Annotated in this window: 13 protein-coding genes; 2 read left to right on the forward strand and 11 right to left on the reverse strand. The window is 42.4% G+C overall.

Translation table 11 applies throughout. The features are described from left to right. Window positions 1-82: 82 nt before the first annotated feature. The 6 genes from gyrB to K1I56_RS02090 form a co-directional block, all read right to left on the reverse strand. Complete coding sequence (gene gyrB / locus K1I56_RS02065; protein ID WP_023918630.1) at window positions 83-2,032, reverse strand: DNA topoisomerase (ATP-hydrolyzing) subunit B; 1,950 nt, start codon at window positions 2,030-2,032, stop codon at window positions 83-85. A 12-nt stretch (window positions 2,033-2,044) separates the two neighbouring features. After that, window positions 2,045-2,608, reverse strand: coding sequence for an HAD-IA family hydrolase (locus K1I56_RS02070; RefSeq protein ID WP_223325038.1), 564 nt, complete (start codon window positions 2,606-2,608; stop codon window positions 2,045-2,047). Between the two features lie 165 nt (window positions 2,609-2,773). Next, window positions 2,774-3,325, reverse strand: coding sequence for a DJ-1 family glyoxalase III (locus K1I56_RS02075; protein WP_049486074.1), 552 nt, complete (start codon window positions 3,323-3,325; stop codon window positions 2,774-2,776). An 18-nt stretch (window positions 3,326-3,343) separates the two neighbouring features. Next, on the reverse strand, window positions 3,344-4,573 hold the full coding sequence (locus K1I56_RS02080) for an FtsW/RodA/SpoVE family cell cycle protein (protein ID WP_023918634.1): 1,230 nt from the start codon (window positions 4,571-4,573) through the stop codon (window positions 3,344-3,346). A gap of 33 nt (window positions 4,574-4,606) precedes the next feature. Continuing rightward, on the reverse strand, window positions 4,607-5,587 hold the full coding sequence (locus K1I56_RS02085; protein ID WP_223325039.1) for a YeiH family protein: 981 nt from the start codon (window positions 5,585-5,587) through the stop codon (window positions 4,607-4,609). Between the two features lie 4 nt (window positions 5,588-5,591). Then, window positions 5,592-8,045: a bifunctional DnaQ family exonuclease/ATP-dependent helicase gene (locus K1I56_RS02090; RefSeq protein WP_223325041.1), complete on the reverse strand. Its 2,454-nt coding sequence runs from the start codon at window positions 8,043-8,045 to the stop codon at window positions 5,592-5,594. A 118-nt stretch (window positions 8,046-8,163) separates the two neighbouring features. Here K1I56_RS02090 and K1I56_RS02095 point away from each other — a divergent pair, with 118 nt between their 5' ends. After that, on the forward strand, window positions 8,164-8,799 hold the full coding sequence (locus tag K1I56_RS02095) for an MBL fold metallo-hydrolase (protein WP_223325043.1): 636 nt from the start codon (window positions 8,164-8,166) through the stop codon (window positions 8,797-8,799). A gap of 75 nt (window positions 8,800-8,874) precedes the next feature. Here the strand turns inward: K1I56_RS02095 and ftsX are convergent, their stop codons facing one another. The 3 genes from ftsX to prfB all read right to left on the reverse strand — a co-directional run bounded on the left by ftsX (window position 8,875) and on the right by prfB (window position 11,626). Further along, the gene (gene ftsX / locus K1I56_RS02100; protein WP_042759907.1) at window positions 8,875-9,801 is read right to left on the reverse strand and encodes a permease-like cell division protein FtsX; all 927 of its coding nucleotides are present in this window, start codon (window positions 9,799-9,801) and stop codon (window positions 8,875-8,877) included. Then, window positions 9,794-10,486, reverse strand: coding sequence for a cell division ATP-binding protein FtsE (ftsE, locus tag K1I56_RS02105; RefSeq protein ID WP_003008021.1), 693 nt, complete (start codon window positions 10,484-10,486; stop codon window positions 9,794-9,796). The genes ftsX and ftsE overlap by 8 nt, the downstream gene beginning before the upstream one ends. Window positions 10,487-10,530: 44 nt before the next feature. Beyond that, a protein-coding gene (gene prfB, locus K1I56_RS02110) for a peptide chain release factor 2 (RefSeq protein WP_100209015.1) occupies window positions 10,531-11,626 on the reverse strand; the annotation gives its coding sequence in 2 pieces (ribosomal slippage) (window positions 10,531-11,553 and window positions 11,555-11,626; 1,095 coding nt in all). 175 nt (window positions 11,627-11,801) lie between these two features. Here prfB and K1I56_RS02115 point away from each other — a divergent pair. Beyond that, window positions 11,802-12,659: a metallophosphoesterase gene (locus K1I56_RS02115; protein WP_223325045.1), complete on the forward strand. Its 858-nt coding sequence runs from the start codon at window positions 11,802-11,804 to the stop codon at window positions 12,657-12,659. A 30-nt stretch (window positions 12,660-12,689) separates the two neighbouring features. Here the strand turns inward: K1I56_RS02115 and K1I56_RS02120 are convergent, their stop codons facing one another. Then, the gene (locus tag K1I56_RS02120) at window positions 12,690-13,358 is read right to left on the reverse strand and encodes an MIP/aquaporin family protein (RefSeq protein WP_223325047.1); all 669 of its coding nucleotides are present in this window, start codon (window positions 13,356-13,358) and stop codon (window positions 12,690-12,692) included. Between the two features lie 121 nt (window positions 13,359-13,479). Further along, window positions 13,480-16,164, reverse strand: coding sequence for a cation-translocating P-type ATPase (locus K1I56_RS02125; protein ID WP_223325049.1), 2,685 nt, complete (start codon window positions 16,162-16,164; stop codon window positions 13,480-13,482). Between the last annotated feature and the right edge of the window lie 100 nt (window positions 16,165-16,264).

A 16,264-nucleotide genomic window follows, 5' to 3' on the forward strand; every position in this document is an offset into this window, starting at 1 on the left:
AAACTCCTTCATCGTATTACTTGAACGTAATCCTAGTAATTATACCATAAAATATCCATTAATGGGAAGCGTTCGTTGAATTTTATACATCGAGTGTACTATATTCAGCGTTTTCTTCGATAAATTCACGACGTGGTTCCACGCGGTCCCCCATCAACATATCAAAGATCTTATCTGCTTCCGCAGCATCGTCTACTGATACTCGTGCCATCAAGCGGTGTTCTGGATTCATGGTTGTTTCCCATAATTGGTGATCATCCATTTCTCCAAGACCTTTATAGCGTTGGATGGTTGGTTTTGAGCGACCTTCTGAATAACGTTCCAAAGCTGCAGCTAATTCGGCTTCTTGGTTGGCACCAGGTTGGATATATTCTTTGATTTCACTACCGACTTTGACCCCATAGATTGGTGGTTGCGCAATATAAACATATCCCGCTTCCAAGACTGGTTTCATATAGCGATAGATCAAGGTCAATAGAAGGGTTCGGATATGAGCGCCATCGACATCGGCATCGGTCATGATCACTAATTTTTGGTAACGCGCTTTTGTAACATCAAATTCTGCACCAAATCCAGTTCCCATAGCAGTAAATAAACTACGGATCTCTTCATTGGCTAGAATTTTGTCCATACTTGCTTTTTCAACGTTCAAGATCTTACCACGGATTGGTAAAATCGCTTGGAATTCCCGATTTCGACCAGATTTTGCAGATCCTCCGGCTGAATCCCCTTCGACGATAAAGAGTTCTGTTTCTTGTGGATTATTTGAAGAACAATCTGCCAATTTACCAGGTAGGTTGGAAATCTCAAGCCCTGATTTCTTACGGGTCACCTCACGCGCTCGCTTAGCAGCTACGCGAGCTTTCGCTGCTAAAATCCCTTTTTCGACGATTTTCTTAGCAATTTGCGGATTTTCCAAAAGGAAATCAGAAAAGGCATCACTAAAGAGTCGATTGGTAATCTTAACAACTTCTGAATTTCCAAGTTTTGTCTTGGTTTGTCCTTCAAACTGTGGATTTGGATGTTTAACAGAGATCACTGCTGTTAAGCCTTCACGAACATCTTCCCCAGTTAGATTGTCTTCGTTTTCTTTTAAGAGCTTATTTTTCTTAGCATAATCATTGATCACACGAGTGAGAGCTGTACGGAAGCCCTGTTCATGCGTCCCACCTTCATGGGTATGAATGTTATTCGCAAAACTCATGACCGTCTCATGATAGCCAGTGGTATATTGCATAGCTACTTCAACTGTAATATCATCCATTTCACCATCTGTGTAGATTGGTTTTTCAAAGATGACATCCTTGTTTTCATTAATGTATTCGACGTAACTAGAGATCCCACCTTCGTAGTGGTAATGCTTTTCTTGCTCCAGGCCTTCTCGCTTATCCGTCAAAGAAATACGCAAGCCACGATTCAAAAAGGCTAATTCTTGAATCCGTTTATTTAATTTTTCAAAATCATACTCGGTGGTTTCCGTGAAGATTTCTGGGTCTGGAATAAAGTGGACGGTTGTCCCTGTCCGATCTGTCTCCCCGATGACTTTCAAATCATCCACAACGTGTCCACGTCGATACTCTTGGTAATGGATACTGCCATTTTTATAGACGCGAACATCGAGGGATGTGGAGAGGGCGTTGACGACGGATGATCCTACCCCGTGAAGACCACCAGAAACCTTGTAGCCGCCTCCGCCGAATTTTCCTCCTGCGTGAAGTACGGTAAAGACAGTTTCGACGGCAGGTCGACCTGTCTTTTCTTGGATATCCACTGGGATCCCACGACCATCATCGACAACCGTGATCGAATTATCTGCTTCAATGAAAACTTCAATATGGCTAGCAAAACCAGCTAAGGCTTCGTCAATCGAGTTATCTACGATTTCCCAGACCAGATGATGAAGACCTTCTTTTGAGGTAGAACCAATATACATCCCCGGACGCATCCGAACGGCTTCTAGTCCTTCCAAGACCTGAATCTGACTGGCATCATATTCTTGCGCTTGAATTTCTTGCTGTTTATCCTCTGTCATAATTTCCCTTTTCTATTCAAATATAAACTGGTGTAAGTGGGGCATGGTATCAAATAAATAGGTTGAAAGCCCTGCAGCCTTCCCAGCTTCAATATCGATCGGACGATCTCCGATGACCAGACCGTCTTGAATGCCATATTTTTCTTTCAAATAAAGCATAGAGGCTGGGTCTGGTTTTCGAGGAAAGCCCTCGTCTGCTGTTACAATCTCCGTAAAGTAGGGTGCAATACCTGTCTGTTCAATAAGGGTCAAAACTTGGCGATCCCGATGAGATACCAAAAAATGGCGTCCTCCATGTGCTTGGATCTCTTCTAGTAACTCTTTTGCTCCCTCAAATAAGACCGGCTCTTGCAAGCCCAAGGCTTCTTTTTTCTTGTATTCCGTACGAAAATTGGAAATATGAGGTGCAAAGGTTTGAATTGCATCCTGTGTTGAGATTTTTAATGCTGCATAAACAGAATCATGATCGGCTTTGATGTGAAAGTCCTTCAATGTCGCTACAAAGGCATTTGTGGACGTTTCGTAATTATCCAATAGCGTCCCACCAAGATCCCATATAAAATCATGATAATTCATAGTCAATATTATACCACAAATGGACAAAAAAAATAAGCTAAAACCCTCATTTAGGGGGGATTTTAGCCATTTTTTACGGTCATTTCATTTTAAATCATAGAGAAGTCATTTTCCGTCATAGAATGTAAACTTTTACCAGAAAATATGGTGTCCAAAAGAGCTTTTTTAAGCATCTCCAAAGACATCTTGATAGAGCATTCCTTGACGAAGACTTTGGGCATCTCCTCCAAATTGCTCTACCAAGGCATAAGCCAAGGCAAGCGCAGTTGAAGGACCACGACTGGTCAAGAGATTCCCGTCTTTCACCACTGTTTCTTTCTGATAGTGCCCATCTTGAATCTCTTCTTCAAAACCATCGTAACAGGTATAGTGTTTATCTTTTAAGAGGCCGGCACGTGCCAAGACAATTGGTGCTGCACAAATCGCAGAAATGATTTTTCCTTTCCTACTTTCTTCTTGAAGAGCTGCAATCAATTCCGGATTGTCCCGCAAATTCGCAGCTCCTGGCATCCCACCTGGTAAGAAGATTCCATCATAATCTGACAGGTCCCCATTCCAGAGGCGATCGACTTCCACTGTGATCTGGTGAGAACCTGTGACCGTTTCTTCCATGCCAACGAGGTCACAGTCGATCCCAGCCCGTCTCAAAACATCGACAATGGTCAAGGCTTCAATTTCTTCAAAACCGTTTGCTAAAATCGTTGCTACTTTTTTCATTTTCATTCCTTCTTTCTACTATTGCGCCTTTTTAAGGACTACTTTTTTACGGATTGGAGGCCCTTCTTCTGGCTCTTTCTTTTTGCTACTATGATTATATATTGAGAGGACCAGACCAATACCAATCAGATTACTAATAATAGACGATCCACCTTGTGAGATAAAGGGGAGGGGAATTCCCGTCAAAGGGAGAAGACCCGTTACCGCTCCGACATTTTCAAAAATATGAAAGACCAGCATCATAATAAATCCGATGGAAATATAAGTATAAAACTGGTTATTAGACTGAAGGGTGATTTTTAAAATGCGGTAAATCAGAGTCACATATAAAATCAACAGTACCAGAGCTCCAACAAAGCCAAAGTCCTCTGCGACGACCGTAAAAATCATATCGCTTTCCCGTACGGGAACCAATAAATTGGAGACATTAAAGCCTTGACCAAAGAGGCCACCACTAGCAATAGCTAGCTGTCCTTGTGCCTGCTGGTAGGTGGTGGTTTGTGCATAGTCAAAAGGATTTAACCAGGCTAAAATACGGTTCATCTGGTAGGTTGGCATCCCGACTTGCTGGTGCAGAAAAGCCCGACCCCCTTCTGAAAGAAAGAGGAAGAGAAAGCCTGCTAACCCACCTGCCAGAAGCAAGATGACCGGCAAGATAATTTTCCAGGAAACTCCTGAAACGAGCACTAAGCCCGCAAAAATGGCCAAGAATACTAAGGCCGTTCCCAAGTCCTGCTGGAGAGCCAATAAGGCAAATACAGGAATCGTATAGATGGTCAACTCTAGAATCAAAAACCAATCTTGTCGTAATAATCGCTCACGCCCCTTATTTCTTTGCAAAAATCGGACAATAGAGCGTGACAGCATCAGGATGAAGGGGATCTTCATAAATTCTGAGGGCTGAAATAAGGTGATGTTCCCATAAGCCACCCAGTTTTTAGCTCCTGTTGAAGCTACCAAGTTGGGATTATAAAACACAAGAGGAAGAACCATCAAGGCCAAGCCTAGTAGGTAAAGAAAGGGAGTGATTTTCCAAAGAAATTTCGTACTAAAAATCGTCACAATCAGGCAAATGATACATCCCACACCAATCCAGGCCAATTGCTGCCCCAAAAAAGGCCACACCATTTGGGGATAATCATGAGAAACTGCCACATAAACGGATAAGATCCCAATCATAAGTAGGGTGAAGACAATTCCAATGATCGAATAATCCAGGTGGATCGTCCAAAAATGATTTTTCTTCATTCACGTTCCTTTCTGTGAGAATCATCAAATTAATTAATAGAACAACATCTGTAGAATCAAGCTAGATCCTGCCACACAAAACCAAGCAATCAAACCTACCAGAAGGGGGGCTGCTCCTGCAGTACGGAACTGTTTCCAAGAAACCTTGCTTCCGATTCCAACCAAGGCCATGGCCATAAAGAGGTGAGAAAGGTCATTTAGGTAAGGTAGGACCACTTTAGGTACCAGGCCAATAGAAGAAAGAATGGAAGCCACAATAAACCAGATAATAAACCAAGGAATAATTTTCTTTAACATTCCTTTGTTTCTTCCTTGTTGTTTACTCCGATACCATTTTAAACCGATCAAGCTCAAACAAACTGGTACAATCATCAGAGCGCGTGTTAACTTAACAATTGTAGCCATTTGCCCCGCTGCTTTACTGTACGAAAATGCTGCTGCTACAACAGATGACGTATCGTTAATGGCTGTTCCTGACCAGAGGCCAAATTGGAAATTAGACATATGCCATAAATGCCCTAATACTGGAAAGATAAAGACAGCCAAAATGTTGAAGAAGAAGATAGTTGACATAGATAGGGCGATTTCCTCTTCGTCTGCTTCAATGATCGGCGCTGCTGCAGCAATAGCAGATCCACCACAAATAGCAGTTCCAAATCCAATTAAGGTCCGTAGATGAGATTTCAGGTGGAAGACTCTCCCAAAAATAATAGCTGCAAGAAAGGCAACGGTTATCGTTGGCAGACTAATCTTTAAAGAAGACAAACCTGTAGAGGCAACTGTCGCAATCGGCAAACTAAATCCCATGAAGATAATCGAATACTGCAACAATTTCTTACCGGACCAGTTCAAGCCTGGTCGTGAATTCTCCGGCAAATCCACAAATTCATTAAGGACAATTCCTAAAATTAAGGCAAAAACACTGGAGCCAATAATGGGAAAGAAAGTTCCCAACAACATAGCACAAAGTGCCAGTACAAATGCAATTGCAAGTCCAAATCCTTTATTTTTCATTTTCTCAATTCCTTTCAAAAAAGTCAGCTGCTTGCTCAACAAGCCGCTCTCTCACTGTCGTGTGAAGGGGCAACACTTGTTGCAAACCATCCAAAATTTGTTTTCCATATCGCTTGGTTACCACCCGCTGATCTAATAAAAGCACCAAAGATTCCTGATCTTGAAAACGGCTGGTTCTCCCAATAGCCTGTTTGAGCCTTAAAATCGCGACTGGAAGACTATAGTCGTAAAAGGGATTTTTCCCCTGTTCTCTGAGTTTTGTATTCAGCTTTTGAACCATATAATCTTTAGGATTGTCAAAAGGAAGGCGCGTGATGATTTGAATCACTTCTTTTTGTTGGGAGAAATCGACTCCCTCCCAGAAGCTTCCTGTTCCCAATAAAATGGAGCTTTCTCCTCGGTCAAATCGTCGCTTAATATTGGCTGCATCCCCATTTCGATACTGGGCCAAGTGAGGAAACTTCAATGCATTTGACGTCTCCAGTAACAATTCTTTTGAAGTAAACAAAAGAAAAATTGGCTTTCGTAAAGGAAGGAGTTCACCGACGAGCTGACAAATCTCCCCTGCGTACTCCACTGAAGATAAAGAAACAACATCTGGAAAATCTATCGGCACCAACAATTCCTGGTGTTGTTTGACTGTTATTGGCACCCGGTAGATTTGCTGCTTTTGATATCCTAAAAGAGCAGGTAAATGCACCTTTTTACTGATCGCGATCGTCGCTGATACAAAGAGCACGGTCACTTCTTCAGGTACAAATTCCTTAAAGGATAGTAAGTCCTCCACTCCTCCATGAAGACGAAGAATCTGGTGGCTTTCAACCACTTCTTTGTCTATCCAAAAGGTTTGGTAGCGCTCATCAAACAATTCCTTTAGATTCTCTAGGGATTCGGTTTTCAATTCCGATACATCCTGCCGAATTTTTCCCACCGTTTGATCTGATAAGACTGCAGTTTTTCCTTGCACGACTTCTTTGGAGCAGGCATTTAACTCAAATTGAATACTCTCCAGCAAACGTCGTTGTAGAAGATCTTTTTCCTCTTCAATAGCGTGTTGCAAGTTTAAAAGAAGAGATTGCAAGGTTTCTTCTCTCTGTGAAAATTGCTCTAAAGCAAAGAAGAGTTTTTGCGCTTCATCCACGACCAGAACAGACTCTTGAAGTAGACTCTTATCATCTTCTAGACGGGTTAGCAGATAAGCATGATTGGTCAAAATTACCCGGCTGGTTTTCACTTTTTCCTGGCCGAGACGCCAAAAATCTTCCTGATAAAAAAGTGAACGTTTCGACAATTGGCCATCGTGGCAAATGTCAGCTACAAAATGAAGATGACGATAGAGTTGGCCAATTTCACTGAACTCTCCCGTTTCTGTCATCGTCAGCCAAACCAACAGTTGCATTTTAAAGCGTCGAATCATCCCATTATCTGACTCACCCTGTAAGGCCTCATAAAATTTATCAAGTTGGATGTAATCCTTGGGACTTTTTAGGCTATGAAAGGGAATTTGGAAAAGATCTTGGATAGTCTTTCCTTCCTTCTTCATAATTTGATCCTGAAGAATTTTAGTGGGAACACTGACAAGAATGCGCTTAGAGGTTTTCGCCAAAAGCGTTAATAGATAAGCGTAAGTCTTCCCAATACCCGTTGGTGCTTCAATAAAACTCGGAAGTGGCTGTTGCAAACTATCCTCGATATAGGCAACAAATTCTCTCTGCTCCGGATAAGCCTCCATTCCCAACAGCTGCATATTGAGTTCAAACTGTTCAGACAAATGACGACTTTCTAAAAACTGCTGTGGCTTTCGCAGATAGAGACCATGAACTTCTACTAAATGAGCTGGTAAAAAAAGGCTACTGTCTTCAAGCGCATCTTCTATTAAGAGTCGTGATTCATAAATCAAACAATCTGCCATAGAAAGAAGTTTTTCGATCAATCCTCTTGGCAAGCTCGCAATTTTCTCTCTCAATTTCAACAGCAGCTGAGCTGTTGCCATAGCATCCGCTAGAGCGGAGTGAGCATGGTACAACTCAATTTCCAGTTCAGCCGCAAGCGCTCCTAAATTGTAGCGTTCTAAAGTCGGATAGAAAATTTGAGACAATTCAACCGTATCAATCCGAGGAGTCGTTAGCTCAAATCCTTCCCAAAAGAGGGCTTCTGCCAATAAATTCGCATCAAATTTGACATTATGGGCCACAAAGACGGCATCTTCTATTAATTCAAAAATTTCTTTTGCCACTTGTGCAAACTCTGGAGCTTTTTTCAAGCGAGCATCTGTCAGGCCAGTCAATTGTTTGATATGCTCATCCAATCGTTCATGGGGATTCACATCCGTCTCATAGGATTGCGTAATCCTCCCATCTTCGATGATGACAATCCCAACCTGAATGATCTTAGCATTGCTTCCAGCACTGGTCGCTTCCAGATCCACAATGGCATATTTCCGTTTCTGTCTTGTCATAACACTTAAAATTATATCACGTTTGAGCAAGCTCTGCAGATTTTTTTCTCCTTTCAGGCTGACTTCAATCCTGTTATTTTCCTTGCAATTTGATACACTATTCTAGAAAGGAGTCCTTATGAAAATCTATCGTACTGTAAATCCTGTAGCTTATGAAAATACCTACTACCTTGAAAATGAACACTCCCTTATTCTTGTCGATCCAGGTAGCGACTGGGCGACCATTCAAAAACAAATTGATCGTATAGGTAAACCAATCGTAGCGATTCTTTTAACCCATACGCATTACGATCACATTATGAGTCTTGAAAAGGTTCGTCAGACCTATCATTTCCCACCTGTTTATGTCCATTCAGCAGAAGCCAGTTGGTTGTCTTCTCCTGTAGATAATTTATCTGGTTTGGATCGTCATGCGGATTTAGAAGATGTTGTATGCAAGGAGGCCGACTTCCTTTATGACATTCGCTCCGATTACCAAATAGCTGATTTCCACTTTTATGTTCTGGAGACACCAGGCCACTCTGCCGGAGGGGTTTCCATCGTCTTTCCTCAGGATCACCTGGTTCTATCTGGTGATGCCCTTTTTCGCGAAACCATTGGACGGACCGATCTTCCAACAGGGAACGCAACACAGTTACTTAGCAGTATTAGAGAAGAACTCTTTACCCTTCCATCTTCCTACACTGTCTATCCCGGTCATGGCCCTGAAACCTCTATTGGTCACGAGAAGATGTTCAATCCCTTCTTTAGATAATCCTAAAGAATCCTTATCATCCTTCCTGTCCTCATCAAAGTAAACAAAAAAAGCAAGTGCGAACTTGCTTTTTTATTATATCTTAAGAAAACGTCTCATGGAGATTGAAGAACCAATCGCCCCAATCAAAATTCCTAATCCAAAGAGGCCACCGACCATGATCGGTACCAAGAGATGAGGGCTATAGAGATACAAGTTTTGGTCTGCCAAGTTATTGTTCATAGATGTATAGACAACATTATAAACATAAAAGACCAAAGCTGAAGGAACCAAGGCTCCCAAGAGACCGATCCAAGCACCTTCTAAAAGGAATGGTGCACGAATATAACCATTTTTTGCTCCTACCAGTCGCATAATCTTAATCTCACGACTACGTGAAATGATGGTAATCCGAATGGTATTTGAAATCAAGAAGACTGCGATGAAGATCAATAAAGCTACTCCAATCAAGCCCCAGTTTCGGATGAAGGTTCCAAGAGCAAACAAGCGTTGGGTATCGACCCCACCATCTTTAACCTCAGAGACCCCTTCAATTTTTTTAGCATCAGCCGAAACTTGCTTTACATATTTAGGAGCCGTTGTCTCTACATAATAAGCATCATAGAGAGGATTGGCATCTCCATCAAAAATCTTCCAGTTGTTCCCAGCCGTTTTGATCAGTTTATCATACTGTTCTTCCTTGCTAGAAAAATCAACCTTATCGACATGCTTCATGGCTGTCAGAGCATCATAGACCTTATGGTAGTTTTCATTTGTCACGGTTTGACCGTCTTTTTCAATCTGCTCGCTCTGATCTTGAATATCCTTGCGCATGTATACTACAACCCGCACACTGTTTTGAATATCATCTGAAAGCTTGATGGTATTGGCAATAACTGAGGCGAAAATAGCAACCAAGCTAAGGGTAATCATAACCGAGCTGACCGCTGCAATCGTCATCCAACCATTTCGTTTCAAGCTTTTAAGCGATTCGATTAAGTGTCGGAAAAATCTTCTAATCATCGTATCCGTACTCTCCTTCCGCTTCATCACGCACTACACGACCATTTTCAATCGCGATGACACGGTGACGTAAAGTATTTACAATCTGGCTATTGTGGGTCGCCATCAATACTGTGGTCCCTTGCAGATTAATCCGCTCCAAAAGATTCATGATTTCCCATGAATTATCTGGGTCCAAGTTCCCCGTTGGCTCATCCGCAATCAAGACTTTCGGATTGTTGACGATCGCACGAGCAATCGCAATCCGTTGTTGCTCGCCACCGGACAATTCATTTGGGAATGAGCGGACCTTGTGTTTCAACCCAACAAGATCCAAAACTTCCATCACACGCTTTTTAATATTGCGACGGCGCTCACCGATAACTTGCATAGCGTAGGCAATATTTTCATAAACGGTTTTCTTTGGAAGCAATTTATAATCTTGGAAGACCACTCCTACATTGCGTCGCAACATAGGAATATCGCGTTTTTTGATTTTATCCAAATCAAAATCAGCCACTTTTAAGCTTCCTTTATCGTGTTTAACTTCACGGTATAAAAGTCGAATAAAGGTCGACTTCCCTGCACCAGAAGGTCCTACGATGTAGGCAAATTCTCCTGGTTCAATTTGGACAGAGACCCCGCGAAGGGCCGTCGTCCCGTTGTCATACTTTTTGACAACATCTTTCATTTCAATCATTGACATGTAATGAAATTCCTTTCATTCTTTTCTGGTTGATTCCCTCAAGGTTATTGGAGACGCCATTTAAGGTAGGCATCGATAAAGCCATCGATATCTCCATCCATCACCTTGTCCACCTGCGCTACTTCGTAGTTGGTCCGGTGATCCTTAACCATGGTATAAGGGGTAAAAACATAGGAGCGGATTTGACTTCCCCAGGTGATTTCTTTTTTATCTCCTTTTAGAGAATCCACTTCTGCTGCTTTTTTCTCTTGCTCTAATTGGTAGAGTTTAGCTTGCAACATCTTCATCGCACGATCACGGTTCCCGTATTGGGTCCGATCCACGGTGGACGCCACTACAATCCCTGTCGGAATGTGGGTCAAGCGCACCCCTGTAGAAACCTTGTTGACGTTTTGTCCACCAGCTCCACCAGAGCGGAAGGTGTCCATCTTGATATCATCATCACGAACTTCGACTTCGATGGTATCGTCTAATTCGGGCATGACCTCAACAGATGTAAAGGAGGTATGACGACGTTTAGCAGAGTCAAATGGCGAGATCCGAACCAAACGGTGTACCCCCATTTCAGATTTCAGAAGACCGTATGCATGTGGCCCTTCAAAGGATAGGGTCACAGACTTGATTCCAGCCTCATCTCCAGCCTGATAGTCCAAGACTTCAACTTTAAAGCCGTGGGCATTTCCAAAACGAGTATACATCCGAAGAAGCATGTCGCCCCAGTCCTGAGCTTCTGTCCCTCCTGAACCTGGGTGAATTTCTAAGATGGCATTATTATTGTCATAAGGTTCAGACAATAGCAAGGTCATCTCATAGCTGGTCATACGTTTATCCAGCTCCTCCAACTTCTCGATCAATTCTTCTTTGACCGAATCGTCTTCTGCCAAAAAATCCAGTAAGATTTCTGACTCATCAAAGAGATCCACCATTTGATGGAAATTTTCATAGGTCTGCTTGAGTTCATTTAATTCTTGAGATGTTTTTTGCGCAGCAATGTTATCATCCCAAAAATCAGGTTCTGTCATTTTATTTTCTAAAATGGCAATTTCTTCTTCCAACGCCTCTAAGTCAAAGAGACCCCCTGAAAGAAGCTAATTTTTCACGATTTGCGTCAATTTTTTGACGAATTTCTGAAATGTCCATAAGTACCTCTTTCTATGTATCTAGTCTATTATATCATAACCTTCACTATTTGCCCACCTTCCAATATTGGATCTGCTGGTTGACCACCACCAATCCAGCTGATTTTCAGCATTTTTTCTATTCATTTGTAACCTAATTGTTAGAAAAAAAGATCCTCTTATGCTAGACTGGTAGCATGACAACAGTAGCTTTTATGTCCGATTTACATATTGATTCGAACAACTTCGGCAAAGATGAATTAGAGACCCTGATCACTCTTTTCAAGGACAAAAAAATTCAACATCTCCATATTGCAGGAGATATTGCCAACGGCTTTGAAAAGACGTCACAGGAATTTTTAGACCAACTTCAATGTCACCTTCCAGTGACCTTTAGCTTGGGAAATCATGATATGCTTGGACTATCAGAAAACGCCATAAGACCTTTTGAATCTCAAAAGATTCCCTTCTCCAATCATACGCTTCTTGCCTTTTCGGGCTGGTATGACTACAGCTTTGTTCCTACTATCTCTCCCCAAAAACATCTCCAAACCAAGAATCTATTTTGGTTTGACAGACGCCTCCAACGAAGGGGGTCCGATCCAGCCATTACCCAACGTCTGTTGCAAGAGCTGGAACAAGAGCTCATGCGTATAGATCAACCCTTGATTATTGCTATGCACTTTGTGCCTCATAGTCAATTTCTCCTGCGCCACCCTTATTTTGAACGCTTCAATGCTTTTCTAGGGAGCCAAGCCTTTCATGAGCTTTTTCGGCAATTCCCTGTCAAAGATGTCATATTTGGACACAGCCACCACCGAATTTCAGATAGGACAATCGACACCATCACCTATCATGCCAGACCTTTAGGCTATGTCCGAGAATGGGAGCTTTGCAAACAATTTTTCGAAGCTTTTCCTGAATATGATTTTCCAAAACGATACGATCCCTACAAACGCTATCGCAGAATCAAAGACCTCCCCGAATTTAAAGCATACAAGAAAAAACAGCTCGCTCATGAATTTTCTCAAGCTATGACGATCCTTGAACTATAAAAAAAATTGGCTCCTTCGGAACCAATTTTTTTACTCTTCAGTATCCAAGAGATTTTTTGCAACGATTGCAGCCAGAACACCACCGACAATTGGAGCCAAGATAAAGATCCAAATTTGTTGAAGGGCTGCACCACCAACAAAGAGGGCAGGTGCCAAGCTACGAGCTGGGTTAACAGAAAGTCCTGTAATGTTCAAACCAACAAGAATAATTAAAGTCAAGCTCAAACCGATCACAAGACCAGCGATCTTGCCATTACCTTTGGTAGCTGAAGTCACTGTCATGATGACCAAAATAAAGATAAAGGAAGCAATTACTTCAAACAAGAATCCGCCAAATGGAGTCACACCCTTCGCTAGGGCATTTTCACCAAGACTAGCTGTTGACATACCTGAATTTGACAAGAGGAAGAGTACTGTTGGAGATGCGAGAACCGCACCCACTACTTGCGCTGCAATATAATTAACCAAGTCCTTTGAAGACAAGCGTTTGTTCACAAACATGGCAATCGAAACAGCCGGGTTCAAGTGGGCACCCGAAACAGTCCCAATTGAGTAAGCTGCTGCGACAATAGATAAACCGAATGCCAAGGCAATTCCTAAATGTCCCAGACCTTCTGTTCCATTTCCAAAAACAACTGCGCCAGTCCCGATAAAGACAAGCATAAATGTACCGATTACTTCAGCAAAAAACTTTTTCATAACTAAGTTTCCTTTCTTCAAACTGTTGACTAGTTTATCAAAAATCTACACGTACCTCAAGAAATATGCCCAGTCCATTTTGCCCGCAAAAAAAGCCATCCGGAGATGACTTCTTTTATATTTAAATGGCGTTTTTATCTTTTCCAAGTGCACGTTGAACGGCTTTAACAATCTCAACAAGAACAACAATCAAGAGCGAACCAATCATAACAGCTAACCATTGTGTCAAGCTTAAATGAGACACATGGAAGAGTTTGTTAAATCCAGGGATAATGATGGTCGCCATCAAGAGAACAAAGGCAACTGGAATCGACCAGTTAAAGGTCTTGTTCTTGAAGAGTCCCACTTTAAAGATGGATTGGTAAACCGATTTAACGTTAAAGGCATGGAGCAATTGGATCAAACCAAGAGTTGCAAAGGCCATGGTCAAAGCATCTGCATGGATTTCGGCACGAGTCGCATGTTCTGGAGAGAGTAAGGCCCAGCCATAAACACCAAGAACTAGCATGGTTTGGAAGATTCCTTGATAAAGAATGGCTCCAAAGACCCCACCGTCAAAGAAGTTAGATTTACGTCCACGAGGTTTGTGAGTCATGACACCGGGCTCAGCTGGTTCCACACCAAGAGCGATGGCTGGAAGAGTATCGGTTACCAAATTGATCCAGAGAAGATGCACTGGTTGCAACACATCCCAACCAAAGAGCGTTGCAAAGAAGATGGTGAAGACTTCAGCCATATTGGCGGACAAGAGATACTGAATAGATTTTTGGATATTGGAGAAGACCTTCCGTCCTTCTTCTACCGCTACGATAATAGTGGCGAAGTTATCATCGGCAAGGACCATGTCTGAAGCTCCCTTAGAAACTTCTGTACCTGTAATCCCCATACCGATACCGATATCAGCTGTCTTAAGTGATGGCGCATCGTTGACTCCGTCACCTGTCATGGCAACAACTTTTCCTTCATTTTGCCAAGCTTTCACGATCCGAACCTTGTGTTCAGGTGATACACGCGCATAGACAGAGTATTGCTTGAAGACTTTTTGGAATTCTTCATCAGTCAGTTCATTCAACTCAGCCCCTGTGAAGACATGGTCTTCTGTATCATTTGGATCGATGATTCCAAGACGTTTGGCAATGGCTTCTGCTGTATCTTGGTGGTCACCCGTGATCATGATAGGGCGGATACCTGCTTCCTTAGCGACACGAACAGCTTCTGCTGCTTCTGGACGCTCAGGGTCAATCATGCCGACCAAACCAGAGAAGATCAGGTCAGACTCAACAATTTCAGATTCCAAGGTAGGGATTTCCTTGCTTGTCTTATAAGCCATCATCAAGACACGAAGGGCTTGTTTAGCCAAGTCTTTGTTGGTAGCAAGGATAGCTTTCTTATCTTCATCTGTGATAGGACGAACTTCCCCATTGACTTCAATACGTGTCACACGTTTGAGCAATTGGTCAGGAGCCCCCTTGACAGCGATAAAGTAAGAACCGTCTGCTTCCTTATGGATAGTAGACATAAGCTTACGGTCAGAGTCAAATGGCAATTCTGCCACACGTGGCTCATCCTTCAAAATTTCGCGAACATCAAAATTGTGATCCAAACCAAACTGTACCAAAGCAGTCTCTGTTGGGTCCCCAATCAACTTGCCAGATGGGTCCACCTTAGTATCATTGGCAAAGTTCATGATACGAAGGGTATTGTTGCTAGCAGCAATCTCAGCTGCTGAGCTTTGCAATTGACCGTTGGTGTAGACCTTCTCAACAGTCATTTGGTTCATAGTCAAAGTACCTGTTTTATCAGATGCGATGATTTCTGTTGAACCAAGAGTTTCAACCGCTGGTAATTTACGAACAATCGAATTGCGTTTGGCAAGGGTTGTAGTTCCCAAAGATAGAACGATAGTTACAATGGCAGGAAGTCCTTCTGGAATGGCCGCAACCGCAAGGGCTACCGCAACCATCAAGCCTTCTAATGGATGCTCTCCACGAACGAAGACACCAACTAAGAAAGTAATGACCGCAATCACAACAATTAAGTAAGTCAAGGCTTTAGATAATTGTTCCAAGCTTTGCTTCAATGGTGTTTCAGTCTCATCGGCATTAGCCAACATATCTGCAATCTTACCAACTTCTGTATACATACCAGTGTTTGTTACGACACCAATACCACGACCATAAGTTACATTTGAGTTTTGGTAACCCATATTAACGCGGTCCCCAATACCAGCATCTGCTTCAACAAGTCCTGTCACATCTTTTTCAACTGGCACAGACTCCCCTGTAAGAGCTGCTTCTTCAATTTTAAGAGAAGCTGCTTCAAACAAACGCATATCTGCAGGCACGACATCTCCCGCTTCAAGCAAGACGATATCTCCGGGTACCAATTCTTTTGAGTCAATCTCAATAACATGGCCATCACGACGAACACGAGCCATGGGGCTAGACATATTTTTCAGAGCTTCAATGGCTGCTTCTGCTTGCCCTTCTTGGTAAACCCCAAAGGCAGCATTCAAGACAACAACGGCCAAGATGATCATGGCATCCGTTAGACCGTCCATTCCTTCTGTAATCACAGAAAGTGCCGCTGCCACAAGCAAGATGATAATCATCAAATCCTTAAATTGATCAAGGAATTTAGCTAGTAGGCTACGTTTTTCACCCTCTTCCAACTCATTACGACCATAATTCGCTAAGCGTTCTTGAGCCTGGGCGGTTGACAAACCTTCGACAGATGAGTCCAAGTTCTTTAGGACTTCCTCAGAAGATTGCGTGTAAAACAAATCTTTATTTTGTTCTTTTGACAAAACAGTCTCCTCCTTTTTGGCCTCTTTTTACAAAAAAAGAGACCTGTTTTTTAAAAAAACAAGTCTCGCTGTTTAATATAGTGCCGGAAATAATTCGTAA

The sequence above is a fragment of the Streptococcus parasanguinis genome, assembly GCF_019929185.1.
GTDB lineage: Bacteria > Bacillota > Bacilli > Lactobacillales > Streptococcaceae > Streptococcus > Streptococcus parasanguinis_O.